General features: G+C 71.0%; 21 protein-coding genes and 1 pseudogene. 4 read left to right on the forward strand and 18 right to left on the reverse strand.

Annotated features, from left to right (window positions below; translation table 11 throughout):
- Nucleotides 1-27: 27 nt before the first annotated feature.
- The 3 genes from Sri02f_RS14840 to Sri02f_RS14850 all read right to left on the reverse strand — a co-directional run bounded on the left by Sri02f_RS14840 (nt 28) and on the right by Sri02f_RS14850 (nt 2,882).
- Nucleotides 28-687, reverse strand: a complete 660-nt coding sequence (locus tag Sri02f_RS14840; RefSeq protein ID WP_109001643.1) for a vitamin K epoxide reductase family protein — start codon at nt 685-687, stop codon at nt 28-30.
- 202 nt (nt 688-889) lie between these two features.
- On the reverse strand, nt 890-2,152 hold the full coding sequence (gene hisS, locus Sri02f_RS14845; RefSeq protein ID WP_109001644.1) for a histidine--tRNA ligase: 1,263 nt from the start codon (nt 2,150-2,152) through the stop codon (nt 890-892).
- Between the two features lie 13 nt (nt 2,153-2,165).
- Nucleotides 2,166-2,882, reverse strand: coding sequence for an MBL fold metallo-hydrolase (locus Sri02f_RS14850; RefSeq protein WP_109001645.1), 717 nt, complete (start codon nt 2,880-2,882; stop codon nt 2,166-2,168).
- A 179-nt stretch (nt 2,883-3,061) separates the two neighbouring features.
- Here Sri02f_RS14850 and Sri02f_RS14855 point away from each other — a divergent pair, with 179 nt between their 5' ends.
- Nucleotides 3,062-3,880 (forward strand): peptidylprolyl isomerase, encoded by an 819-nt coding sequence (locus Sri02f_RS14855; RefSeq protein ID WP_109001646.1) that lies wholly within the window; start codon nt 3,062-3,064, stop codon nt 3,878-3,880.
- Nucleotides 3,881-4,047: 167 nt separating this feature from the next.
- Nucleotides 4,048-5,277 carry a DUF349 domain-containing protein gene (locus Sri02f_RS14860; protein ID WP_109001647.1) on the forward strand — a complete coding sequence of 410 codons (1,230 nt, stop codon included), beginning with the start codon at nt 4,048-4,050 and terminating at the stop codon, nt 5,275-5,277.
- Between the two features lie 67 nt (nt 5,278-5,344).
- Here the strand turns inward: Sri02f_RS14860 and Sri02f_RS14865 are convergent, their stop codons facing one another.
- The 15 genes and pseudogenes from Sri02f_RS14865 to pgsA all read right to left on the reverse strand — a co-directional run bounded on the left by Sri02f_RS14865 (nt 5,345) and on the right by pgsA (nt 20,739).
- Nucleotides 5,345-7,879 (reverse strand): RelA/SpoT family protein, encoded by a 2,535-nt coding sequence (locus Sri02f_RS14865; RefSeq protein ID WP_109001648.1) that lies wholly within the window; start codon nt 7,877-7,879, stop codon nt 5,345-5,347.
- Nucleotides 7,880-8,050: 171 nt separating this feature from the next.
- Nucleotides 8,051-8,599, reverse strand: coding sequence for an adenine phosphoribosyltransferase (locus Sri02f_RS14870; protein ID WP_109001649.1), 549 nt, complete (start codon nt 8,597-8,599; stop codon nt 8,051-8,053).
- Nucleotides 8,596-9,708 carry a protein translocase subunit SecF gene (gene secF, locus Sri02f_RS14875; protein ID WP_109001650.1) on the reverse strand — a complete coding sequence of 371 codons (1,113 nt, stop codon included), beginning with the start codon at nt 9,706-9,708 and terminating at the stop codon, nt 8,596-8,598. Before secF ends, Sri02f_RS14870 begins: the two co-directional genes overlap by 4 nt.
- A 3-nt stretch (nt 9,709-9,711) precedes the next feature.
- Nucleotides 9,712-11,493, reverse strand: coding sequence for a protein translocase subunit SecD (gene secD, locus Sri02f_RS14880; protein ID WP_174855652.1), 1,782 nt, complete (start codon nt 11,491-11,493; stop codon nt 9,712-9,714).
- A gap of 134 nt (nt 11,494-11,627) precedes the next feature.
- A complete protein-coding gene (gene yajC, locus Sri02f_RS14885; protein WP_109001652.1) occupies nt 11,628-12,146 on the reverse strand; it encodes a preprotein translocase subunit YajC in 519 nt (172 codons plus the stop codon).
- Nucleotides 12,147-12,321: 175 nt separating this feature from the next.
- A complete protein-coding gene (gene ruvB / locus Sri02f_RS14890) occupies nt 12,322-13,416 on the reverse strand; it encodes a Holliday junction branch migration DNA helicase RuvB (protein ID WP_109001653.1) in 1,095 nt (364 codons plus the stop codon).
- An 11-nt stretch (nt 13,417-13,427) separates the two neighbouring features.
- Nucleotides 13,428-14,033, reverse strand: coding sequence for a Holliday junction branch migration protein RuvA (ruvA, locus tag Sri02f_RS14895; protein ID WP_109001654.1), 606 nt, complete (start codon nt 14,031-14,033; stop codon nt 13,428-13,430).
- Nucleotides 14,030-14,578 (reverse strand): crossover junction endodeoxyribonuclease RuvC, encoded by a 549-nt coding sequence (gene ruvC, locus Sri02f_RS14900; protein ID WP_109001655.1) that lies wholly within the window; start codon nt 14,576-14,578, stop codon nt 14,030-14,032. Before ruvC ends, ruvA begins: the two co-directional genes overlap by 4 nt.
- Before the next feature lie 161 nt (nt 14,579-14,739).
- The gene (locus Sri02f_RS14905) at nt 14,740-15,492 is read right to left on the reverse strand and encodes a YebC/PmpR family DNA-binding transcriptional regulator (RefSeq protein ID WP_109001656.1); all 753 of its coding nucleotides are present in this window, start codon (nt 15,490-15,492) and stop codon (nt 14,740-14,742) included.
- A 73-nt stretch (nt 15,493-15,565) separates the two neighbouring features.
- On the reverse strand, nt 15,566-16,177 hold the full coding sequence (pdxT, locus tag Sri02f_RS14910) for a pyridoxal 5'-phosphate synthase glutaminase subunit PdxT (RefSeq protein WP_109001657.1): 612 nt from the start codon (nt 16,175-16,177) through the stop codon (nt 15,566-15,568).
- A 7-nt stretch (nt 16,178-16,184) separates the two neighbouring features.
- Nucleotides 16,185-17,096 carry a pyridoxal 5'-phosphate synthase lyase subunit PdxS gene (pdxS, locus tag Sri02f_RS14915; protein WP_109001658.1) on the reverse strand — a complete coding sequence of 304 codons (912 nt, stop codon included), beginning with the start codon at nt 17,094-17,096 and terminating at the stop codon, nt 16,185-16,187.
- Between the two features lie 101 nt (nt 17,097-17,197).
- Entirely contained in the window at nt 17,198-17,737 is a 540-nt protein-coding gene (locus Sri02f_RS14920; protein WP_109001659.1) for a LemA family protein, read from the reverse strand.
- A 153-nt stretch (nt 17,738-17,890) separates the two neighbouring features.
- Entirely contained in the window at nt 17,891-19,060 is a 1,170-nt protein-coding gene (locus tag Sri02f_RS14925; RefSeq protein WP_109001660.1) for a glycosyltransferase family 4 protein, read from the reverse strand.
- Nucleotides 19,057-19,974, reverse strand: a complete 918-nt coding sequence (locus tag Sri02f_RS14930) for a phosphatidylinositol mannoside acyltransferase (RefSeq protein ID WP_109001662.1) — start codon at nt 19,972-19,974, stop codon at nt 19,057-19,059. The genes Sri02f_RS14925 and Sri02f_RS14930 overlap by 4 nt, the downstream gene beginning before the upstream one ends.
- A pseudogene (gene pgsA, locus Sri02f_RS14935) lies at nt 19,971-20,739 on the reverse strand (phosphatidylinositol phosphate synthase). Before pgsA ends, Sri02f_RS14930 begins: the two are co-directional and overlap by 4 nt.
- A 221-nt stretch (nt 20,740-20,960) precedes the next feature.
- Between pgsA and Sri02f_RS14940 the strand changes: the two are divergent.
- Both Sri02f_RS14940 and Sri02f_RS14945 read left to right on the forward strand, forming a co-directional pair.
- Entirely contained in the window at nt 20,961-23,147 is a 2,187-nt protein-coding gene (locus tag Sri02f_RS14940; RefSeq protein ID WP_109001664.1) for an elongation factor G-like protein EF-G2, read from the forward strand.
- Between the two features lie 207 nt (nt 23,148-23,354).
- Entirely contained in the window at nt 23,355-25,016 is a 1,662-nt protein-coding gene (locus Sri02f_RS14945; protein ID WP_109001666.1) for an AbeC-like domain-containing protein, read from the forward strand.
- The last annotated feature ends 113 nt before the right edge of the window (nt 25,017-25,129 follow it).

Raw genomic sequence — 25,129 nt, forward strand, 5'->3', positions numbered from 1 at the left:
CGCGGACCGCCGGGCGCGGCGTGGGCCTCAGGCCCAGAGGTCGGCTCCCCAGCGGGTGAGGACCAGCATGGCGATGATGCCGACGTGGGTGGCCGGCAGGACCCAGGTGAACTCGCCGAAGAAGCGCTTGAGCCCGTCCGGCGCGGGCAGGAAGCCGTTGCGCAGGTTGAACGAGGTGACGTACCAGAACATGGTGATCGTCGCGACCCAGGCCAGCGAGCACCACAGGCACAGGGCGTTGATGTTGTACAGCGACTGGTACTGCAGCCAGGTGACGAAGCCCACGCCGAACAGCGTGCCGAAGTTGAAGGTCAGCCAGTACCAGCGGGGGAAGCGGGCGCCTGCCAGCAGGCTCATGCCGACGCAGATGACGATGCCGTAGGCGACCAGGCCGAGCATCGGGTTCGGGAACCCGAAGACGGAGGCCTGCTTGCTCTCCATGACGCTGCCGCAGCTGATGATCGGGTTGATGCTGCAGCTGGGCGTGAAGGTCTTGCCCTCGGCCTTGGCCTCGAGGATCTTCATCTTGTCGACCGTGATGACCCAGGCGGCGAGCAGGCCGGCCGCACCGGTGATCAGCAGCAGGATCGCGAACACACGGCTGCCGCCCACGGTCCGTGGCTCCGTCGCGGCGACGCGCTCGGGCTCGGACTCCGTGGAGACGTCTTTGACTGTCGTCTTGCTCATCACGCCGATCCGTCACTTGAGAGTTGGACCATCTTCGGGCAGGGCCATTGTGCCGCACCCGACCGGGTCTCCACCGTTCGGCGGACATAAGGAAGTACGTGCGGCGGGCCCGGAGCGTTCGGTTTCGGCCGATGGACGAACCGGGACAGCACACGCGAACGAAGGGTGCCGGACCGCACGACCCGGCACCCCCGGACGGGCCCTAGCCCAGCCTCGACTCCAGCTCGGCCACGATCTCGTTCACGCCGACCGCACGCTGCTCGCCGGACTCCATGTCCTTGAGCTGGACGACGCCCTCGGCGAGGTCGCGTTCGCCCGCGACGACCGTGTAGCGGGCGCCGCTGCGGTTGGCGTTCTTCATCGCGCCCTTGAGCCCCTTGGCGCCGTAGGAGAAGTCGGCCGCAACACCGAGCTTGCGCAGTTCGGTGACCTTGGCGAAGAGCACCCTGCGGGCCTCCTCGCCGAGCGGCACGGCGAACACCGAGGTCACGGCGGGCAGTTCCAGCTCCACGCCCTCCGCCTCCAGCGCCAGCACCGTGCGGTCGACGCCCAGCGCCCAGCCCACCGACGGCAGCGCGGGGCCGCCGATCATCTCGGAGAGCCCGTCGTAGCGGCCGCCGCCGCCCACCGCGGACTGCGAGCCCAGCCCGTCGTGGACGAACTCGAACGTCGTGCGCGTGTAGTAGTCGAGGCCGCGGACCAGCTTCGGGTCGTCCTCGAAGCCCACGCCCGCCGCCGTGACCAGCTCACGGAGCTCCTCGTGGTACGCCTTGCAGGCGTCGCAGAGGTAGTCGCGCAGGAGGGGTGCGTCCCCGAGCTGCTTCTGGACCGACTCGCGCTTGTCGTCGAGGACCCGCAGCGGGTTGATGTCCGCGCGGCGCAGCGTGTCCTCGTCGAGGTCGAGGCTCCGCAGGAAGTTCTGCAGCGCCTCCCGGTACACCGGACGGCACTCCTTGTCGCCGAGGCTGTTGAGCAGGATGCGGAAGTTCCGCAGCCCCAGCGACCGGTACGCCTGGTCCGCCAGGATGATCAGCTCGGCGTCCAGTGCCGGGTCCTCGGCGCCGATCGCCTCGGCGCCCACCTGCGAGAAGTGCCGGTAACGGCCCTTCTGGGGGCGCTCGTAGCGGTAGTACGAGCCGGAGTACCAGAGCTTGACCGGCAGGTTGCCCGCCTTGTGCAGGTTGGCCTCCAGCGCGGCGCGCAGCACGGACGCCGTGCCCTCGGGGCGCAGGGCGAGGCGGTCGCCGCCCTTGGTCTCGAAGGCGTACATCTCCTTCGTCACGATGTCGGTCGACTCGCCCACGCCGCGCGCGAAGAGCTCCACGTTCTCGAAGCCGGGCGTCTCGATGTAGCCGTAGCCGGAGTTGCGCAGCGGCGCGGCGATGGCCTCGCGGACGGCGAGGTACTTGGCGCTGTCCGGCGGGATCAGGTCGTACGTGCCCTTGGGGGCCTGGAAGCTGCTCACGGAAGGTCTCTCGTCACATTCCTCGTCGGGGAGGGGTGTGGGAACCCGCTCCCTGGCCGCCGGCCGCCACCTGCCGCAGATACGGGTTGGCGGCGCGCTCCTGGCCGATGGTCGTCTGGGGGCCGTGGCCCGACAGCACCACGGTCGAGTCCTCGAGCGGCAGGCACACGCGGGCCAGCGATTCGAGCATCTCGGCCATGTCGCCGCCGGGCAGGTCGGTGCGTCCGATGGAGCCGGCGAACAGCAGATCCCCGGAGAAGAAGACCGACGGGACGTCGGCCGCCTCGGGCATCCGGAAGGTCACCGACCCCTTGGTATGGCCCGGCGCGTGCGCGACGGAGAACTCCAGACCTGCCAGGTCCAGCTTCGCGCCGTCGGTCAGCTCACGGACGTCGTCCGGCTCCCCCACCGTCAGCTCGCCCATGAGCGGCATCCCGATGGACCGGCCGAGCGCCTTCTCCGGGTCGCTCATCATGAACCGGTCCTCGGGGTGGATCCAGGCCGGCACGTCGTGTGCACCGCAGACCGGGACGACCGAGGCCACATGGTCGATGTGGCCGTGGGTGAGGACGACGGCGACGGGCTTGAGCCGATGCTTTCGGACGGCTTCCTCGACTCCTGGGGCAGCCTGGTGGCCCGGGTCGATGATCACGCACTCCTCACCGGCGGCGGGGGCGACGAGATAACAGTTCGTCCCCCAGGCCCCGGCGGGGAACCCGGCAATGAGCACGATCGTCCTTCGTTTGTGTCGATACGCGTGGGCTTCTGGCGGCCGCGCCAGTGGTCAGAGCCTACCGGCGCTGCCGTTTCCTCAGCGAACCCATATACGGTACGGGGCACACGCAGGCGGTCGGCTCACAAGACGCACGCGTCCCAGTCGACGTACGAGACGCATGAGGAGAAAACCCGGTGGTCACCCAGGAACAGCGGAAGCGTCAGCTCGCCCGGGAGAAGTTCTTGCGGCAGCAGCAGCGGCGCACGAGCGCCCGGCGCAAGGCGCGCATGCGCAACTCGGTGATCGCGTCGGTGCTCGGCGTGATCGTCATCGGCAGCGTGGCGCTGTACACGACGGGTGTCCTCAAGGACGACGACAAGAAGGCGAACGCGAGTTCGCAGACCTCGCCGTCGGCCGCGCCCAGCGCCGCGAAGGACCCGTGCGAGAAGCCGGCCACCGGCTCGGTCAAGACGCAGACCTGGAAGAAGGAGCCGGCGGTCACGATCGACGAGTCGGCGAAGTACACGATGACGCTCTCGACGACCTGCGGCGACATCGGCGTAGCGCTCAAGGCGAAGGCCGCGCCGCACACGGTGAACTCCTTCAGCTTCCTCGCCGGCAAGGGCTTCTTCGACCACACCAAGTGCCACCGCCTGACCACCAACGGGATCTACGTGCTGCAGTGCGGCGACCCCACGGGCAGCGGCAGCGGCGGCCCCGGCTACACCATCCCGGACGAGAACCTGAAGGACGCCAGCCTCAAGGCCAACGTCTACCCGGCGGGCACGGTCGCGATGGCCAACACCGGCCAGGCGCACACCGGCGGCAGCCAGTTCTTCCTCGTCTACCAGGACAGCCAGCTGCCGCCCAGCTACACGCCGTTCGGGACGCTGACGGCCGACGGCATGAAGGTTCTGAAGAAGATCGCCGCCGCGGGCGAGCACACCGGCGCCGGTGACGGCGCCCCCAACGCGACGGTCGTGATCAACAAGGCGACGGTCACGAAGTCCTGACGACGACCTGGCGACAAGCCGACGACAAGGGGCGGTCAACCGCACAATTTCGGTCGCGCTGGATGCGGACAGGCGACCCGCCGGTCGCCTATGTTGGCCGTGACGAAACTGTGGACGATGCCCAGGGGCGCCGAAGCCCCTCGGAGGCATCATGTGGAGGAGGCGCTGTGAGCAGCGACCCGTGGGGCCGCGTCGACGAGACGGGCACCGTGTACGTGCGTACGGCCGACGGCGAGCAGGTGGTCGGTTCCTGGCAGGCAGGCTCCCCCGAGGAGGCGCTGGCCTACTTCGAGCGCAAGTACGAGGGCCTGGTTGTCGAGATCGGCCTCCTCGAGAAGCGAGTGCAGACCACCGATCTGTCGGCCAAGGACGCGCAGGTCGCCATCGACCACATCCGCGAGCAGGTCGACGCGCATCACGCGGTCGGCGATCTGCAGGCGCTGCGGGAGCGGCTGGACAAGCTGGTGGCGACCGTCGAGTCGCGGCGCGAGGAGCGCAAGCAGCAGCGGGCCAAGCAGTCCGACCAGGCCCGCAAGGCCAAGGAGGACCTCGTCACCGAGGCGGAGCAGCTGGCGCAGTCCGACCAGTGGCGGGCCGCCGGTGAACGCCTGAGGGCGCTGGTGGACACCTGGAAGGGCCTGCCCCGGCTGGACCGCAAGTCGGACGACGAGCTGTGGCACCGGTTCTCGCACGCGCGCTCGGCGTTCTCCAAGCGCCGCAAGGGGCACTTCGCGCAGCTGGACGCCCAGCGCGAGGAGGCCCGGCGCATCAAGGAGCGGCTGGTCTCGGAGGCCGAGGCGCTGTCCGGTTCGACGGACTGGGGTCCGACGGCGGCGCGCTACCGCGAGCTGATGGCGGAGTGGAAGGCGGCGGGCCGCGCCCAGCGCGAGCACGAGGACGACCTGTGGAACCGCTTCCGCGGCGCCCAGGACGTCTTCTTCGCCGCCCGCAGCTCGGTGTTCGCCGAGCGGGACGCGGAGCAGACGGAGAACCTCAAGCTCAAGGAGGAGCTGGCCGAGGAGGCCGAGAAGCTCCTGCCGGTCGGCGACCTGAAGGCGGCGCGCGCCTCGTTCCGCACGATCAACGAGCGCTGGGAGGCCATCGGTCATGTGCCGCGCGACGCCCGGCCGAAGATCGAGGGCCGGATGCACGCGGTGGAGCGGGCGATCCAGGAGTCCGAGGAGGCCGAGTGGCGCCGGACCAACCCGGAGGCACGCGCGCGTGCCGCGGGTCTGACCGGTCAGCTCCAGGCCGCCGTGGACAAGCTGAAGGGCCAGATCGAGCAGGCGCGCGCCCAGGGCAACTCCGCGCGGGCCGACAAGCTGGAGCGTGAGCTCGAAGGCCGTCAGGCGCTGCTGGACCAGGCGCTGAAGGGTCTGCAGGAGTTCGGCGGCTGATCTCCCGGCCGGCCGTACGACGACAAGGCCCCCGTACCTCGTGTACGGGGGCCTCTCGTGCGCTCGGCTACGGCCTGCGGGCCGATGTCACCCGGTACACGTCGTAGACGCCCTCGACCCCGCGTACGGCCTTCAGGACGTGCCCCAGGTGCTTGGGGTCGCCCATCTCGAAGGTGAAGCGGGAGGTCGCCACCCGGTCCCGGGAGGTCTGGACGGCCGCGGACAGGATGTTGACGTGCTGGTCGGAGAGCACCCGGGTGACGTCCGAGAGGAGCCGGGACCGGTCCAGGGCCTCGACCTGGATGGCGACCAGGAAGACCGAGGACTGCGTCGGCGCCCACTCGACGTCGAGGATGCGCTCCGGCTCCCGGGACAGTGACTCCACGTTGACGCAGTCGCTGCGGTGAACCGATACGCCGCTCCCGCGCGTGACGAAGCCGATGATCGGGTCGCCGGGGACCGGGGTGCAGCAGCGTGCCAGCTTGACCCAGACGTCGTCGACGCCCTTGACGACCACGCCCGGGTCCTGGTTGCTGCGCCGCTTGCGGCCACGGGCGCGGGACGGCGGGACCGCCTCGTCCATCTCCTCGGAGGCCGCCTCCTCGCCGCCGAGCGCCTGCACCAGCTTCTGCACCACGTTCTGCGCGGCCACATGGCCCTCGCCGATCGCCGCGTACAGCGAGGAGATGTCCGGGTAGCGCATCTCGTGCGCGAGGGTGACGAGGGAGTCGCCGGTGAGGATGCGCTGGATCGGCAGGTTCTGCTTGCGCATCGCGCGCGCGATGGCGTCCTTGCCCTGTTCGATCGCCTCGTCGCGGCGCTCCTTGGAGAACCAGGCCCGGATCTTGTTCCGGGCGCGCGGCGACTTGACGAAGTTCAGCCAGTCCCGGGAGGGGCCGGCCCCGGCCGCCTTGGAGGTGAAGACCTCCACCAGGTCGCCGTTGTCCAGGGTCGACTCCAGCGGCACCAGGCGCCCGTTGACGCGGGCTCCTATCGTGCGGTGGCCGACCTCGGTGTGGACCGCGTAGGAGAAGTCGACCGGCGTGGCCCCGGCCGGCAGCGCTATGACGTCGCCCTTGGGGGTGAAGACGAAGACCTCGTTGCGCGACAGGTCGAAGCGCAGGGACTCCAGGAACTCGCCCGGGTCCTCGGTCTCCTTCTGCCAGTCCAGGAGCTGGCGCAGCCAGGCCATGTCGTTGAGGTGGTCGTCCTTGCCGGTGGCCCTCGGCTGGTCCGAGCGCACCTTGGAGGCGCCGGCCACGGCCTCCTGCTTGTACTTCCAGTGCGCGGCGATGCCGTACTCGGCGCGGCGGTGCATGTCGAACGTGCGGATCTGGAGTTCGACGGGCTTGCCGTTGGGGCCGATGACCGTCGTGTGCAGCGACTGGTACATGTTGAACTTGGGCATCGCGATGTAGTCCTTGAACCGGCCGGGGACCGGGTTCCATCGCGCGTGCACGGTGCCGAGGGCCGCGTAGCAGTCGCGGACGGTGTCCACGAGGACGCGGATGCCCACCAGGTCGTAGATCTCCGCGAAGTCACGGCCGCGGACGATCATCTTCTGGTAGACGCTGTAGTAGTGCTTCGGGCGGCCGGTGACGGTCGCCTTGATGCGTGCGGCGCGCAGGTCGGCCTGGACCTCGTCGGTCACTATGGCCAGGTACTCGTCACGCTTCGGTGCTCTTTCGGCCACCAGCCGTACGATCTCGTCGTACATCTTGGGGTAGAGGATCGCGAAGGCGAGGTCCTCCAGTTCCCACTTGATGGTGTTCATGCCGAGACGGTGGGCGAGGGGCGCGTAGATCTCCAGCGTCTCGCGCGCCTTCTTCTCCTGCTTCTCGCGCTTGAGGTAACGCATGGTGCGCATGTTGTGCAGCCGGTCGGCGAGCTTGATGACCAGGACACGCGGGTCCTTGGCCATGGCGACGACCATCTTGCGCACGGTCTCGGCCTGCGCGGCCTCGCCGAACTTGACCTTGTCGAGCTTGGTGACGCCGTCGACCAGCAGGGCGACCTGGTCGCCGAAGTCGCGGCGCAGGTCCTCCAGGCCGTACTCGGTGTCCTCGACGGTGTCGTGTAGCAGGCCCGCCATGAGCGTCGCCGGGTCCATGCCCAGCTCGGCGAGGATCGTCGTCACGGCGAGCGGGTGCGTGATGTACGGGTCGCCGCTCTTGCGCTTCTGGCCGCGGTGCCAGCGCTCGGCGACCTGGTAGGACTTCTCGATCTGGCGCAGCGTCGCCGTCTCGATCTTGGGGTCGTTGCTGCGCACTATCCGCAGCAGCGGCTCCAGGACCGGGTTGTACGGGTTCTGGCGCTGGACGCCGAGCCGGGCGAGACGGGCGCGGACGCGGTTGGAGGAGCCGGAGCGGGCGGGCGGCTGCGCGGCGGCCGGGCGGGCGGGCGGCGCGGCCGAGGAGGGCTCGGGCGTGGCCGGCTTGGGGCGCGGCTGCTCGTCCGGCTTGTCGACGGGCGCGGAACGGTCGTGCTCGACCGGCCCGCGGCTGTCGTCCTGCGCGGGCGACGCGTGCGACGCGGGCGCGGCCGCGGGGCCCGAGGCGGACTCGGGCTTGGCGGCGGTCAGGTGCTGGGCCTCGTCTGGCAAGAGGACTCCTCGTGCGCGATCCGGGTCCCCGGTCAGGCTCCGGAGGACCCATCGTAGCGATCCTGGGCTCCGGGATCGCCTTCAGGCCGGTGAGAGGGCCGTCCACCCGGGGAAACGCAAGAGGCGGGCGCCGGATTCCTCCGGTGCCCGCCCGCTCGCGTACGGCGCTCGTCAGATGGTCAGCAGTGACTCCAGAGGAGCCCCGCCGAGGGCCGCCTCCAGCCTGGGCCGGCCGGCGAGGAAGCCCAGTTCCATGAGGACGGCGACGCCCGCGACCTCGGCGCCCGCCCGGTGGATGAGCTGGATCGACGCCTCGGCGGTGCCGCCGGTGGCCAGCACGTCGTCGACGATGAGCACCCGGTCGCCGGTGCTCAGGTCCTCCGCGTGCACCTCGATCTCGGCCGAGCCGTACTCCAGGTCGTAGGCCTGGCCGAGGGTCGCGCCGGGGAGCTTGCCCGCCTTGCGCACGGGGATGAAGCCCAGGCCCGCGCGGACGGCGACCGGGGCGCCCAGGATGAAGCCCCGGGCCTCCAGGCCGACGATCTTGGTGGCGCCGGTACGGACGGCGATGTCCGCGAAGGCGTCGGTGAGCGCGGTGAACGCCGTGGGGTCCGCCAGAAGCGGGGTGATGTCCTTGAACATCACGCCCGGCTCCGGGTAGTCGGCCACGTCACGTATGCGGCTGAGCAGCAGCGTCGTGATGTCGGTGGTCTCGGTCATCGGCGCTTCCCCGAGGGACGGCCGCGGCCGCGGCCACGGGACGAAGGCTGGTTGCGCGGTCCGACGACCGCCGGCGCGGCGTCCTCGGGCTCGTCGTCGTAGTCGTCGGCGCCGGGCGCCTCGACCGTCTGCGGCTCGTTGCCGCCCTGGGCGCGCTTGGCCAGGACACGCTTCCTCAGCGCCTTGATCTGCGGCTCGCGCTCCTTGAGGTCGGCGACGAGCGGCGTGGCGATGAAGATCGACGAGTAGGCGCCGGCGGCGAGACCGACGAACAGCGACAGCGAGATGTCGTTGAGCGTGCCCGCGCCGAGGAAGCCGCCGCCGATGAACAGCAGGCCCGCCACCGGGAGCAGGGCGACGACCGTGGTGTTGATGGAGCGGACCAGGGTGCCGTTGATCGAGCGGTTGGCGATCTCGCTGTAGGTGAAGCGGGTCTGCTTGGTGAGGTCCTTCGTCTGCTCCTTGAGGGAGTCGAAGACGACGACCGTGTCGTACAGCGAGTAACCGAGGATCGTCAGCAGACCGATCACCGTGCCGGGCGTGACCTCGAACCCGACGAGGGCGTAGATGCCCACGGTGATGGTGATGTCGTGGATCAGGGCGACGAGGGCCGCGATGGCCATGCGCCACTCGAAGGCGATCGCCAGGTAGATCACGACCAGCACCATGAAGATCGCCAGGCCCTGCCAGGCCTTGCTGGCGATCTGGTCGCCCCAGCTGGGGCCGACCAGTTCGGCGGTGATCGTCTCCGGGTCGGCCTTGAAGTCCTGGGCGAGGTCGGACTTGATCTTGTTGGACTGCTGGATGTCCATGCCGGCGATCTGGATGCGCAGCGTGCCGTTGCCCAGCTTCTGCACGACCGCGTCGTGGCCGGACGCCGTCTTCGCGTACTCCTCGGCCTGGGAGACGGAGACGCTGGTCTTCTCGGTGGTGAAGACGGCGCCGCCCTGGAAGTCGATGCCCATGTTCAGGCCGCGCACCGCCAGGCCGAGGACGGCCGTGATGGTGATCAGGATCGAGATGCCGTACCAGAGCTTGCGGTGGCCGATGAAGTCATAGCTGACCTCGCCACGGTGCAGTCGGGCGCCGAGATTGCCGAGTTTCGACATCGCTCACGCCTCCTTCGTCTCGACGGGGCCGGCGCCAGGACCGGAGGGACGGCGGGTGCGGCGGATCGGCGGTTTGGCGCCCAGGCCCTTCGGGTCGAGGCCGGACCACTTGTGGCCGTTCGCGAAGAACTTCCGCCGGGCGATGAGCGTCATCAGCGGCTTGGTGAAGAAGAAGACCACGACCACGTCGAGGACGGTGGTCAGGCCCAGCGTGAACGCGAAGCCCTGGACCTTGCCGACGGTGACGATGAAGAGCACCGCGGCGGCGAGGAACGACACGAAGTCGGAGACCAGGATGGTGCGCCGGGCGCGCGGCCAGGCGCGCTCGACGGCCGGGCGCAGGGTGCGGCCCTCGCGGATCTCGTCCCGGACCCGTTCGAAGTACACGATGAAGGAGTCCGCCGTGATGCCGATGGCGACGATGGCGCCGCAGACCGCCGGCAGGTTCAGCGCGAAGCCGATGGCCGGGCCCAGCAACGCCATGATCACGTAGGTGAGGGCGGCGGAGACCAGCAGCGAGGCCATCGCGATGAGCGACAGACCGCGGTAGTAGGCCACCAGGTACAGAACGACCAGGGCGAGACCGATGGCGCCCGCGAGCAGACCGGCGTGCAGCTGGTCGCCGCCGAGCGCCGCGGTCACGGTGGTGACGCTCTGCTCCTTGAAGGAGAGCGGGAGCGCACCGTACGACAGCATGTTGGCCAGGCTCTGGGCCTCGTCCTGCTTGAAGCTGCCGGAGATCTGGGCCTGGCCGCCGGTGATCGCGTTCTGCACGTACGGGCTGGAGACGACGTCGCCGTCGAGCACGATCGCGAACTCGTTCTGCGGCCGCTGGTTCTGCGCGAGCTGACCCGTGATCGTGGAGAACTTCTTGGCGCCGCCGGACGTGAAGGTCATGTTGACCTGCCAGCCGGCCGCGCCCTGCGTGTCGAAGACGGCCTGGGCCTTCTTGACGTCCGTACCGTCGACGGCGGCCGGGCCGAGGAGGTACTTGTACCAGACCTTGTCGACCTCACCGCATGCCACGGTCGCGTCGCCGGGCTTGACGCCCTCGCCGGCCTTGGTGCGCACGGCTGCCTTGGAGCAGTCCAGGGTCGCGTACTTGGCCTGCAGCGCGGCGTTCCCGCCGGTGGAGGCGCCGCCGCTCGGCGCGGCCGACGGGCTCGGGGAGGAGCCCGTCTTGCTGCCGGCGGAGGCCGACGGGGTGGCGTCGGCCTTCAGGCCGTCGGTGACGGCGCGGCCCTGCGCGGTGGGCGAGGCCGAGGGGGACGTCGAGGAGGTCGCCTTCTCGCCGGTGCCGGAGGCGCTCGCCGAAGGGCTCGGGGACGCGCTCGACGCACCGCTCGCGGAGGCGCTCGGCGACGGGGTGGCGGCGGCGGAGCCGGTGGGCTCCTGGGACAGGACCGGACGGAAGTACAGCTTGGCTGTGGTGCCCACCTGCTGGCGGGCTTCCTCGGAGTTGGTGCCCTTGGGGATGTTGACGATGATGTTGCGGTCGCCCTGCCTCTGCACCTCCGCCTCGGAGACGCCCAGCCCGTTGACACGGCGGTTCATGATGTCGACCGCGGTGTCCAAGTTGGCCTTGTTGATCGCGGATCCCTGGTCGGCCTTCGCCTCCAGCGTGATGCTGGTACCGCCGGCAAGGTCGATGCCGAGACGCGGAGTGGTGTGACCGGAGGCGAACATGCCTCCGGTGAGCCCCACGATGGCGATCAGGATCAGGGCCAGCGAGCGCCCTGGCTTGCTCTGGGCACTCGCGCTCCGGCCCTTCTTAGGTGCTGCCACCTTCTCGTACTCCCTCTCGGGCCGCCTCGCGCCGGGTCAGCGCGGCCGCGGCCATGACATGGTGTCGGGATCCCCTGGCGAGATGCGCGCGCCCCGGCGCGTACGGGTACGGCCCGTGTGCGCCGGGGACGGGGCTACTTCTTCGTGTCGGAGTCGCCGTCGGTCTTCTTCGGCTCTTCGTCGGCGTCGGCCTGCTCGGCCTCGGCGGCCTTCTCCCGGACCTCGTCGGGTCCGTCCTTCTTGCCGAGGTCGACAACCTTCTCGTCGGAGGCGGCGGCAGCTTCGTCGGCGGAGTCGTCGGTGTCGGCGGACTCGGTGAGGGAGGAGGCGTCGTCGGGGACGATGTCGGTGTCGGACTTCAGGTCGTGCTCGACGCCGTGCACGATGCGGTTGTACTCGTCGTCGGTCAGGACGGCGCCGATCGCGTTCTTCGCGAAGAGCAGTTCCACTCCCGGCCCCGCATCGAGGAGGAGGGTGTCGTCATTGACCTCCTTGACCGTCGCGTACATGCCCCCGATGGTGCGGACACCACTGCCGGGCTGCAGGTCGTTTCGCATGGCGGCCGCTTGCTGCTGCTTCTTCTTGGCCGACCGGGTCATCAGGAACATGGCCCCGATGAGCACGATGAACGGGAGGAGGGTCACAGGACTCACGGGTCGGAACTTCCTTCAAACGACCGCGACGCTTGAGCGGCCTCATGGATGGGGGTTGTGTGCTGCCGACAACGGCGGCATCGGCGGAGTCTAAGCGAGTCCGCGCGCAGTGAACAACGCTCAGCATGGCACCTGGGTTCCCCACCCGGCCAAAGCCCGGCCGCGGCCCCGCCCGTCACGTGCCGAACAGGCCGGGTTGTCCGCCCCCCAGCGCCTGGGGGCGCGTCGGGGTGAGCCCGAGATGCGTCCACGCCGCCGGAGTGGCCACCCTTCCCCGCGGCGTACGGGCCAGCAGGCCCTCCCTGACGAGGAACGGCTCGGCGACCTCCTCGACGGTCTCGCGCTCCTCCCCCACCGCCACGGCGAGGGTGGACAGGCCGACCGGCCCGCCGGCGAACAGCTTCAGCAGGGCTTCCAGGACCGCGCGGTCCAGGCGGTCCAGGCCGCGCTCGTCCACCTCGTAGACCTTGAGGGCCGCCGCCGCGATCTCACGGGTGACGCTCCCGTCGGCCTTGACCTGTGCGTAGTCGCGCACCCGGCGCAGCAGACGGTTGGCGATACGGGGGGTGCCGCGGGAGCGGCCGGCGATCTCGGCGGCGCCGGCCGGGTCGATCTCCACGTCGAGCAGGTCGGCGGAGCGGTGGATCACGCGCTGCAGTTCGCCGGGCTCGTAGAACTCCATGTGGGCGGTGAAGCCGAACCGGTCGCGCAGCGGGGGCGGCAGCAGGCCCGCGCGCGTGGTGGCGCCGACCAGGGTGAAGGGGGGCAGTTCGAGGGGGATGGCGGTGGCACCGGGCCCCTTGCCGACGATGACGTCGACGCGGAAGTCCTCCATCGCCATGTACAGCATCTCCTCGGCGGGCCGGGACATGCGGTGGATCTCGTCGAGGAAGAGGACCTCGCCCTCCTGCAGGGAGGACAGGATCGCCGCGAGGTCGCCCGCGTGCTGGATGGCGGGACCGCTGGTGATGCGGATCGGGGCGCCCATCTCGGCGGCGATGATCATCGACAGGGTGGTCTTGCCCAGGCCGGGTGCGCCCGAGAGCAGCACGTGGTCGGCGGTCGCGCCGCGCGCGCGTGCGGCGCGCAGGACGAGGTCGAGCTGTTCGCGGACCTTCTCCTGACCGATGAACTCGCCCAGGTCCTTGGGGCGCAGGGCGGCCTCGACCGCCTGGTCCTCCCCGTCGGCGACAGAGCCCACCAGCCGTTCCTCGGCGGGGCCGGCGAGCCGCTCGGGGGCGGTCTCGTCGCTCGTGTCGTCCCAGTTCACTGACGTTTCTCCTAGCGGGCGCGGTTCAGGGTCTGCAGGGCGGCCTTCAGCAGCTGGCCCACCTGGGGCGCGCCGCCGGCGGCCTCGGCCTGCGGGGTCACGGCGACGACCGCCTCGTCCGCCTCCCGGGTCGCGTAGCCGAGGCCGATCAGGGCGGCGTGCAGCTGATCGCGCCAGCCGCTGGTGACCGGCGCGCCGACCACGGGGGCGCCGACCGGCTCGCCCAGCCTGTCCTTGAGTTCGATCAGCAGCTTCTGGGCGCCCTTCTTGCCGATGCCCGGCACCGCGATCAGCGCCTTCTCGTCGCCCGTGGCCACGGCCCGGCGCAGCGCGTCCGGAGCGTGCACCGCCAGCATGGCCTGGGCCAGTCGCGGGCCGACGCCGCTCGCGGTCTGCAGCAGCTCGAAGACCTGGCGTTCGTCGTCGTCCACGAAGCCGTACAGGGTCAGCGAGTCCTCCCGTACGACGAGGGAGGTGGCGAGCTTGGCCGGGCGGCCGAGCCGGAGCGTGGACAGCGTGTTCGGCGAGCACTGCAGGGCCATGCCCACGCCGCCCACCTCGACCACCGCGGAGTCGGGGGCGAGTGCGGCGACCGTGCCGCTGACGAAGGCGATCATGCCGTACGGCCTTTCGAAGTGATCGGGGACCGGGTCGCGTGCAGGGCGACGGCCTGCTGGAGCCGGTTCTGGGCGGGGGCGCGCCAGATGTGGCAGATGGCGAGCGCCAGGGCGTCCGCGGCGTCGGCCGGCTTGGGGGGCGCGTCGAGCCGGAGCAGGCGCGTGACCATCGCGCCGACCTGGGCCTTGTCGGCGCGGCCGCTGCCGGTGACGGCGGCCTTGACCTCGCTGGGGGTGTGCAGGGCGACGGGGATGCCGCGGCGGGCCGCGCACAGCATCGCGACAGCGCTGGCCTGGGCGGTGCCCATGACGGTGCGCACGTTGTGCTGGCTGAACACCCGCTCCACGGCGACGAATTCAGGACGGTGCTCGTCCAGCCAGCGTTCGATGCCCTGCTCCACGGCGACCAGGCGCTGCCCCAACTCGGCGTCGCTCGGCGTCCGTACGACGCCCACGCCGAGCATGGTGAGCGGTCGGCCCGCGACTCCCTCGACCACGCCGACGCCGCACCGGGTCAGTCCGGGGTCCACACCCAGTACCCGCACGCACCCCTCCCCTTCACCGCTGGGCGGACGCCGCCCGGTGACCTCTGGCGTCGTCCGTCCGATCTCTGACGTCGTCAGGCTATCCGCTGGCACCGACAACGACGTCGGGCCGGTAGGACGTGTCCCACCGGCCCGACGGATCCGCTCAGTTCGCGGCGGCCCTACGCGTCGACCTTCTCCATGACCTCGTCGCTGACGTCGAAGTTGGCGAAGACGTTCTGCACGTCGTCGCTGTCCTCCAGCGCGTCGATCAGCTTGAAGATCTTGCGCGCGCCGTCCTCGTCCAGCTCGACCTGCATGGTCGGGACGAAGTTGGCGTCGGCGGAGTCGTAGTCGATGCCGGCGTCCTGGAGGGCCGTGCGGACCGCGACCAGGTCGGTGGCCTCGCTGAGCACCTCGAAGGACTCGCCGAGGTCGTTGACCTCCTCGGCGCCCGCGTCGAGCACCGCGCCCAGCACGTCGTCCTCGCCCAGCTCGCCCTTGGGGACGATCACGACGCCCTTGCGGTTGAAGAGGTACGACACGGAGCCCGGGTCGGCCATGGAGCCGCCGTTGCGGGTCATCGCGACGCGCACGTCGGAGGCGGCGCGGTTGCGGTTGTCCGTGAGGCACTCGATGAGCACGGCCACGCCGTTCGGGCCGTAGCCCTCGTACATGATCGTCTCGTAGTCGGCGCCGCCCGCTTCGAGACCGCCGCCGCGCTTGATCGCGGAGTCGATGTTCTTGTTCGGAACCGACGACTTCTTCGCCTTCTGCACGGCGTCGTACAGCGTGGGGTTGCCTTCCAGGTCCACGCCGCCCATGCGCGCCGCGACCTCGATGTTCTTGATCAGCTTCGCGAAGAGCTTGCCGCGCTTGGCGTCGATCACGGCCTTCTTGTGCTTCGTCGTAGCCCATTTAGAGTGGCCGGACATCTGCCTGTCTCCTTCGCGTAACCCGTCTCGTCCGAACGTCCCCGGACATCGAGAGCCTGGGGACCCCCGAATCCTACAAGGACTCGGCCGCCCGGTTCGCGCGGACCATGTCGACGAACAGCGCGTGCACGCGGTGGTCGCCGGTCAGCTCCGGGTGGAACGACGTGGCGAGCGCGTTGCCCTGACGGACCGCGACGATGTGACCGTCGTGCTCGGCGAGCACCTCGGCCGCCGCACCGACGGACTCCACCCAGGGGGCGCGGATGAACACGCCGTCCACGGGAGCGCCCGCGACGCCCTTGACGTCCACCGCCGCCTCGAAGGACTCGTTCTGCCGTCCGAAGGCGTTGCGCCGCACGATCATGTCGATGCCGCCGACGGTCTCCTGGCCGGAGCGCGGGTCGAGGATCTTGTCGGCGAGCAGGATCAGGCCCGCGCAGGTGCCGTAGACGGGCATCCCGGCGCGCACGCGCGCGCGGAGAGGCTCCATCACGTCGAAGAGGACGGCCAGCTTGGAGATGGTCGTGGACTCGCCGCCGGGCAGGACGAGGCCGTCGACCTCGGCCAGTTCCTCGGGGCGCCGCACCGGCCTGGCCACGGCGTCGGCCGCGGCCAGGGCGACGAGGTGCTCCCGTACGTCGCCCTGGAGGGCCAGGACGCCCACGACAGGGGCTTCGTTGCTCATGAGCTCGTTACCAGCCGCGGTTGGCGTAGCGCTCGGACTCGGGCAGGGTGTCGCAGTTGATGCCGACCATGGCCTCGCCGAGGTTGCGGGACGCGTCCGCGATGATCTTCGGGTCGTCGTAGAAGGTGGTGGCCTTCACGATGGCGGCGGCGCGCTTGGCCGGGTCGCCGGACTTGAAGATGCCGGAGCCGACGAAGACGCCCTCGGCGCCGAGCTGGCGCATCAGCGCGGCGTCGGCCGGGGTGGCCACGCCGCCGGCGGAGAACAGCACGACCGGGAGCTTGCCGAGTTCGGCGACCTCCTTGACGAGCTCGTAGGGGGCGCGCAGGTCCTTGGCGGCGGCGTACAGCTCGTTGTTGTCGAAGCCGCGCAGACGGGCGATCTCGTTCTTGATCTGACGCAGGTGGCGGACGGCCTCGACGACGTTGCCGGTGCCGGCCTCGCCCTTGGAGCGGATCATCGCGGCGCCCTCGGCGATGCGGCGCAGGGCCTCGCCCAGGTTGGTGGCGCCGCAGACGAACGGGGTCGTGAACGCGAACTTGTCGCTGTGGTTGACCTCGTCGGCCGGGGTGAGGACCTCGGACTCGTCGATGTAGTCCACGCCGAGCGACTGCAGCACCTGGGCCTCGACGAAGTGGCCGATGCGGGACTTGGCCATGACCGGGATCGACACGGCCTCGATGATGCCTTCGATCATGTCCGGGTCGGACATGCGGGCCACGCCGCCGTCCTTGCGGATGTCGGCCGGGACCCGCTCCAGCGCCATGACGGCGACGGCGCCCGCGTCCTCGGCGATCTTCGCCTGCTCCGGCGTGACGACGTCCATGATCACGCCGCCCTTGAGCTGCTCGGCCATGCCGCGCTTCACGCGCGCGGTGCCGGTCTCGGGGGTCTGGTTTTCGGAGATCGTGCTGGACACGGAGAGACCTCGCTCGTTTAAAAGAGGATTTGTGCAGCTGAGGAAACGCGAGTGGACCAGTCCACAGCAAGGGCCAATGAACAGCCGGTGGATCCTTTTCGTCAGGCTCGGTCCATCAGGGCGGCCGGCGGTTCGTCGTCCATCTCGAACGCCAGCGGGAACGGGGCGTGGCCGGCGAGCCGGAACCAGCGCACCTTGCGGTGTTGGCGCAGTCTGCGGGCCGCGCCCACGGCGTCGTTGTGGAAGCGACGGGCCATGGGGACCCGGCGGACGGCCTCCGTGAGCTCGCGGGCCGCCGCCTCTCCCCCGGGCGCCACGCGCACCGCCTCCAGCTGCTGGACGTCCGCGAAGACGGCCCGCAGGGCCTGGCTGAGCTCGCTCTCGGCGACCTCCCGCTGCTCCTCCTCGGCCTGCCGGGCGGCGTGCGCGGCCTCGTACAGCACGATCGAGGCCGCGGGATCGAGGACCTTGGAGGTGGCCAGCTCCTGCGCCACCGAGGCACGGCGCAGGAGCTGCGCGTCCAGCGCGGCGCGGGCGGCGTCGATGCGGGCGTGCAGCCGGTCCAGCCGTCCCGCCGTCCAGCTCAGGTAGAGGCCGATCGCGACGAGGACGGCCAGGGTCCAGATGAGGGTTGCGGTCACGGGCGGCAAGGCTACCCGTGCCTCCCGCGCGCGCGTGCTGCGCTCCCGGACGCCCCGCGGACGACGGGCGCCGGCCCGCGCGACTCACCGCGGCCCGGGGCGGTCACTCGCGCGCCCGGCCGAGTCCGGGCCGGGTCCGGGAGCGCGGGCGGGTCAGTCCCGGGCCAGGCCGAGTCTGGAGCGCAGGCCGGTCGGTCCCCGGTCGTCCTCGGCCGCCACCGCCGCCGCGCCGCCCGTGACCGTCTCGTACACCGAGAGGATGTCCGCGCCGACGGTCGACCAGTCGAAGCGGCGCACGTGGGCGCTGCCGCGCTCGCTCAGCTCCGCTCTGCGCCCGGGGTCGCCCAGGAGGCGCACCGCCGCCTCGGCCAGCGCGTCCGCGTCCTCGTTGGCGAACAGCTCGCCCGCCGCGCCTTGGTCGAGGACCTGGGCGAAGGCGTCGAGGTCGGAGGCGAGCACCGGGGCGCCGGCCGACATGGCCTCGACGAGGATGATGCCGAAGCTCTCGCCGCCCGTGTTGGGCGCGACGTAGACGTCGACGCTGCGCAGGAAACGCGCCTTGTCCTGGTCGCTGACCATGCCGAGGAACTCCACGCGGGCGCGCAGCTCCCTGGGCAGGTCCGCCACCGCCTCCTTCTCGTCGCCGCGGCCGGCGACCAGCAGCCGGGCGTCCGGCCGCTCGGCGAAGATCCGCGGCAGCGCCCTCATCAGCACCGGCAGGCCCTTGCGCGGCTCGTCGATGCGGCCGACGAAGCCGAGGGTCTCGCCCTGCCACGCGGGGTTGGGCTCGGCCTCGGCGAAGAAGTCGACGTCGACGCCGTTGGGGATGACGACCGCGTCCCCGCCGAGGTGCTCCACCAGCGTGCGCCGGGCGTACTCGCTGACGGCGATCCGCGCGCTGATCTTCTCCAGGGCCGCCTGCAGGATCGAGTAGGCGGCGATCATCGCGCGTGAGCGGGGGTTGGACGTGTGGAAGGTGGCCACTATCGGCCCCGACGCCGCCCAGCAGGTCAGCAGGCCCAGGGACGGCGAGGTCGGCTCGTGGATGTGGACGACGTCGAACGCGCCGTCGTGCAGCCAGCGCCGCACGCGCGCGGCGGACAGGAAGCCGAAGTTGAGGCGCGCGACCGATCCGTTGTAGGGCACCGGGACGGCACGGCCGGCCGAGACGACGTACGAGGGCAGCGGGGTGTCGTCGTCGGCCGGGGCCAGCACGGACACCTCGTGGCCGAGCCGGATGAAGTACTCGGCGAGGTCGCGGATGTGGAACTGGACGCCGCCGGGCACGTCCCAGGAGTAGGGGCAGACGATGCCGATTCTCACGCCGGGTCCCCGTCCGACGGGCGGGGTTCCAGGTCCGCGAGCCACAAGCGCTGGAGCATGTGCCAGTCCTCCGGGTGGTCGGCGATGCCGGTGGCGAAGGCATCCGCCAGCGCCTGTGTCATGACAGACGTCTTCTCGGCCCGGGTGCCTGACCCGGGCGTCTCGATCGGGGGGTGCACACGGCCCTGCATGACGGGCGAGTCGTCGTACCAGAGGGTGACGGGGAGCAGGAGCGCGCCGGTCTGCTGGGCGAGCAGGGCGGGGCCCGCCGGCATCCGCGTCCGGTCCCCGAAGAAGTCCACCTCGACGCCGGAGGCCGACAGGTCCCGCTCGGCGACCAGGCAGACCAGGCCGCCTTCCCGCAACCGCCGGGCCAGGGTGCCGAACGCGGCGCCGCCGGTGTGCGGCAGCACCTCCATGCCGAGGCCCTCCCGGTAGGCCACGAACCGGTCGTACAGCGTCTCCGGCTTCAGGCGCTCGGCGACGGTGGTGAACGGCGTCTTCAGCTCGGTGGTGACCCAGGCGCCGGCCAGGTCCCAGTTCGCCATGTGCGGCAGGGCGAGGACGACGCCCCGGCCGGAGGCGATGCCGTCCGTCAGATGGTGCAGGCCCTCGGGGGCGAAGCCGCCGCGCACGCGCTGGGCGCTCCAGGCCGGCAGCCGGAAGGACTCCATCCAGTACCGCAGGTAGGAGCGCATTCCCGCCCGCGAGAGCTCGGCCAGGCGCTGGGGGCCCGCGTCCGGCACCACGCGCGCGTAGTTGCTCTCCAGTCGCCGCACGCCCTTGCCGCGCCGCTTCCAGGCCAGGTCGGCGACAGTGCGGCCGAGTCGTACGGCGACCGGCTCGGGAAGCTTCTTGACGGTGCTCCAGCCGAGGCCGTACAACGCGTCGGTCAGGCGCTCCTGGACGCTCACTTCGCGGCCTCGCTCCCCCGGGTCTCGTCCTGAGTCTCGTCCTGGGCCTCGTGTCCCCCGGCTTCCCGGGCCGCGGCCGCCTCGGCCTCCGCCGACTCCCGCCGGACCGTGACGACGCGCTGGATCAGCGTGACCAGGCTGCCGACGGCGACGATCCACAGGGCGATCGGCAGCAGCACCTGGATGCCCGGCACGCCGAAGCCGTGCAGGCCGGCCAGGCCGGCGGCGACCAGGGAGATCACCAGACGCTCCGCGCGCTCCACGAGCCCGTTCACGGCGACCGGCAGGCCGATCGACTCGCCGCGCGCCTTGGTGTACGACACCACCTGGCCGCTGGCCAGGCAGAAGATCGAGACGGCGCACAGGACGTTGTCGTCGCCGTTGCCCGCGTACCAGAGCGCGAAGCCGCCGAAGATCGCGCCGTCGGCGACCCGGTCGAGCGTGGAGTCCAGGAACGCGCCCCAGCGGCTGCTGCGGCCGAGCTGACGGGCCATGTTGCCGTCGACCAGGTCGGAGAACACGAAGAGCGTGATCACGATCGTGCCCCAGAAGAACTCCCCCCTGGGATAGAAGACCAGCGCGCCCGCGATCACGCCGGCGGTGCCGAGGAGCGTGACCGTGTCGGGGCTCACGCCCCTGCGGATGAGAAACGCGGCGAACGGTGTGAGGACACGCGTGAAGAATGCACGCGCGTACTTGTTCAGCATGGCCTTCCCGAGGGTTCGGTGTGGCCGCGCGGCCCCTGCTGGCCACCGGCTGGCCCATCGTAGCCACGCGCGCGTATGTGCGACGGTCGGGCACCCGGCCCCCCGTGTCCCGTCGTGTCGGCATCGCCCGGGTCACGGGGCGCGTCACGTCCGTCGTATGGACGCGCGGTGACGGGAGTGGAAAGCTCGAAGGACCGCGGGCGTCCCGGAGCCGCCATCGCACGCGGGGCCGCCGTGCCCGCGCCCCCAGTGACCTCACCGTGTACGGGAGGCAAGGAAATGGGCGACAAGGCGAACGCACACCCCGGAGCCGCCGGCAGGGCTACAGCGGCCGACCACCCCGCGTCCGTGCGGAATGTGGTGCTGGTCGGCCACTGCGGATCGGGCAAGACGACATTGGTGGAGGCTCTCGCACTCACGGCGGGAGCGGTGAACCGGGCGGGCCGTGTGGAGGACGGCGGCACCGTCTCCGACTACGACGAGATCGAGCACCGGCAGCAGCGCTCGGTGCAGCTCTCCCTGGTGCCCGTCGAATGGGACGGCATCAAGATCAACCTCCTCGACACCCCCGGATACGCCGACTTCGTCGGGGAGCTCAGGGCCGGTCTGCGCGCCGCGGACGCGGCCCTCTTCGTCGTCTCGGCGGCGGACGGCGTGGACGGCTCGACCCGGATGGTGTGGGAGGAGTGCGCGGCCGTCGGCATGCCCCGCGCGATCGTCGTCACGCATCTGGAAGCGGCGCGCGCGGATTTCGAGGAGATGACCCGGATCTGCGCGCAGGCCTTCGGCGGCGACGACCCGGACGCCGTGCTGCCGCTGTACCTGCCGCTGCGCGGGCCCGAGGGTCCCGACGGGCACGCGCCCGTGACGGGGCTGACCGGGCTGCTCTCCCGGACGCTGTTCGACTACTCCTCCGGCGGGCGCGAGGAGTCCCAGCCGGGCGAGGAGCAGCTGGCGGGCCTGGAGGAGGCCCGCAACCGGCTGATCGAGGGGATCATCGCCGAGAGCGAGGACGAGACCCTCATGGACCGTTATCTCGGCGGCGAGCAGATCGACGTCAAGACCCTCGTCGAGGACCTGGAGCGGGCCGTCGCGCGCGGCACGTTCTTCCCCGTGCTGCCGGCGGCCCCCGCCGCCGAGGGCGCCCGGCAGGGCCTCGGCACGGTCGAGCTGCTGGAACTGGTCACCAGGGGTTTCCCGACGCCTCTGGAGCGCGAGGCGCCCCGGGTGACGACCGTCGACGGCGAGCCGCGCGAGCTGAAGCGCTGCGATCCCGGCGGCCCGCTCGTCGCGGAGGTCGTGAAGACCTCCTCCGACCCCTATGTCGGCCGGGTCTCGCTCGTGCGCGTCTTCTCCGGCACCCTGCAGCCCGACGCGACCGTCCACGTCTCGGGGCACGGCCTCGCCGACCGCGGCCACGAGGACCACGACGTCGACGAACGCGTCGGCGCCCTGTCCGCGCCGTTCGGCAAGCAGCAGCGGACCCTGACGCACTGCATCGCGGGCGATCTCGCGTGCGTGGCGAAACTCGGCCGCGCGGAGACCGGCGACACGCTCTCCGCCAAGGACGACCCGCTGCTCATGGAGCCCTGGCAGATGCCCGACCCGTTGCTGCCGCTGGCCATCCAGGCGCACAGCAAGGCCGACGAGGACAAGCTCTCGCAGGGCCTCGGCCGGCTGGTCGCCGAGGACCCGACGATGCGCCTGGAACAGAACCAGCACACCCACCAGGTGGTCCTGTGGTGCCTGGGCGAGGCCCACTCGGACGTCGCCCTGGAACGGCTGCGCTCCCGCTACGGCGTCCAGGTCGACGTCGTCCCGCACAAGGTCTCCCTGCGGGAGACGTTCGCGGCGCCGGCCGCCGGGCGCGGACGGCACGTGAAGCAGTCCGGCGGGCACGGACAGTACGCCGTGTGCGAGATCGAGGTGGAGCCGCTGCCGGGCGGCTCGGGCATCGAGTTCGTGGACAAGGTCGTGGGCGGCGCGGTGCCGCGCCAGTTCATCCCCTCCGTCGAGAAGGGCGTCCGGGCGCAGGCGGCCAGGGGCGTGGTGGCCGGGCATCCGCTGGTCGACGTCCGGATCACGCTGCTCGACGGCAAGGCGCACTCGGTGGACTCCTCCGACGCCGCGTTCCAGACGGCCGGCGCGCTCGCGCTGCGGGAGGCGGCGGCCGACGCGAAGATCCATCTGCTGGAGCCGGTGGCCGAGGTGTCCGTCCTGGTCGGCGACGAGTACGTGGGACCTGTGATGAGCGATCTGTCGGGGCGGCGGGGCCGGGTGCTGGGCACCGAGCAGATCAGCGGCGACCGCACCCTCGTGCGGGCCGAGGTGCCCGAGATCGAGATCGGGCGGTACGCGGTCGACCTGCGCTCGCTCTCGCACGGCACGGCGCGTTTCCAGCGTGCGTACGCCCGGCACGAGCCGATGCCCGCGCAGGTCGCCGAGAAGGTCCGGCAACAGGCCTAGGCCTGACCGCTTTCGATGCGGGACCGCCCTCAAGTGACCGGTGCGGCACCGTGGTGGAACAGTTCCTTCCGCTTCGGCGGGCGGCTTCGGCCGTCCGCCGACGGATGTCCGCGCCTGCGGATACGCTGATGACCTGATCAACAGGTGTGCGGAGTACGGAAGTCGGGAAGGCCGCAAGGGCGAGAGCAGCGGCGATCGGGGGCGGGAATGACCGTTGGCAGCGGTTACGCGGACATCTTCGGACCACAGGTGCCGCAGATGGGGGACGGCGGGCAGACGCCGACGTTCGGCCTGGCCTCGGCCGCCTACCGGGACAACCCGGTCGAGGACATCAAGAAGGCCGACAACGAGTGGCACCAGACGGCGGTCAGTACCGGCCGCAAATGGGCCCGGATCTTCCGGCCCAACCTCGGCGAGGCGTTCTCCCAGGCGGTGATCGACCGCATGCTCGGCGTCGGTCGCAAGCCGCTCATCCAGTCCTTCGGCAGCGAGCCGCAGGTGGTCGTCGAGCACTGCCTGGCGGCCACCCGCATCCGCCGGGAACGCGACAAGAAGCTCACCGGCGTCATGCTGCTGTGCGGCGTGCTCTTCCTGCCCGGACTCCTGGTGTGGCTGCTGGTCTTCCAGCTCCGGGCGACCATGGGCAGGCTGGACGACAAGCGGATGTCCGGCATCGGCACCGGTCTGCTCGTCGCCGTGGGGGCGCTCGCCGTCCTCTTCCTGGTCAAGATGCCGTTCGGCGGCCCGGTCGGCTGGTACGCGCGCGGGTGCGTCGTGGCGCCCGTGGCCGGCTGGTTCCTGGCCAAGCGGATCTGCGAGAGGACCGCGGCGGATCTGCGCGAGCGCTGGGACAGCCTGCTGTCGGGCGGCAGCGTCGGCGCGAAGGTCCCCGAGGCGGTGCCGACCAGCCCGAACCAGACCGCGGCCGAGCAACTGCGCCAGTCACTGGCCCGGCTCAGCGCCGAGCAGCAGTCCAACTCGGTCTTCTACGCCGGCCCCAAGGGCATACTCGGCATGGGCACGCGCTGGGGCGCGTGGCATCTCGCCGAGGAACTGGTGCCGACCGACCCGAACAAGGGCGTCCACGAGTTCCGCAGCTGGACCGTCATACGGGCCATCCACGACCAGCTCAGCGTGCTCAACCGGCAGAGCCTGAAGACCGGCGGCTTCCCGCCGCCCTCGGTCCGGCACTGGATCGTGACCCCGGTCGGCGAGAACGCCAAGGCGGTCGCCCGGCCGGAGGGCACCGATGTCGAGGCGTACCAGGTCAAGCCGAGGGCCATAGAGGACATCTGCAACAACCAGCAGTTCGGCGGCGGCGACCGGCATTACCTGGGCGTCCAGTGGCCGCTGTGGGACGGCCAGTTGATCATCACCATGCTGATCACGGTGACGGTGTTGCACGAGACGCTGCGCATCGAGGTCACCGGGCACGCCCTGGGCCCGGTCAACGGCCTGTTCACCACCAAGCCCGAGGCGCCCGTCAAAGAGGTCGCCAAGAGCGTCCGGTTCTGGGAGACGCGGACGGTCAAGCTTCCACTGGTCACGGCCGACGAGGTGGTCCGGCTGGCCGCGCGTGCCACGATCAGCTGGTATCCGCCGCTGCTGAAGTGGCTCGGCGGCGGCATCGGCCTGCCCGAGCCGTTCGGCCTGCGGCACGCCTGGGCCGACCAGCCCTGGCGCCACCGCTTCATGGCCGACGACGCGCTGCGGGCCGCCACCCCGGTGCTGCGCGTGGTGCACGCCGCGGCGCTCAAGGTGCTCAGGGAGCACGACGTGGACATCGAGAAGTTCAGCTCGCGCTCGTCGGCCCTGAGCGGGGCGGTGCAGGACGTCTCGCCGCGCAAGGCGGACACCTACGACGCGTGAGCCTGCGGCCGTCGGGCGGGTCTCACGGCGGGTGGCCGGTGTCGTGCGGTCGGTCGGCGTGACCGGTGCCGGGGGCTGCTGCCCCCGGACCCCCGCTTCGGCCTGGACGGCCT

Source organism: Streptomyces rishiriensis, from assembly GCF_003112535.1.
GTDB classification, from domain to species: Bacteria; Actinomycetota; Actinomycetes; order Streptomycetales; family Streptomycetaceae; genus Streptomyces; species Streptomyces rishiriensis.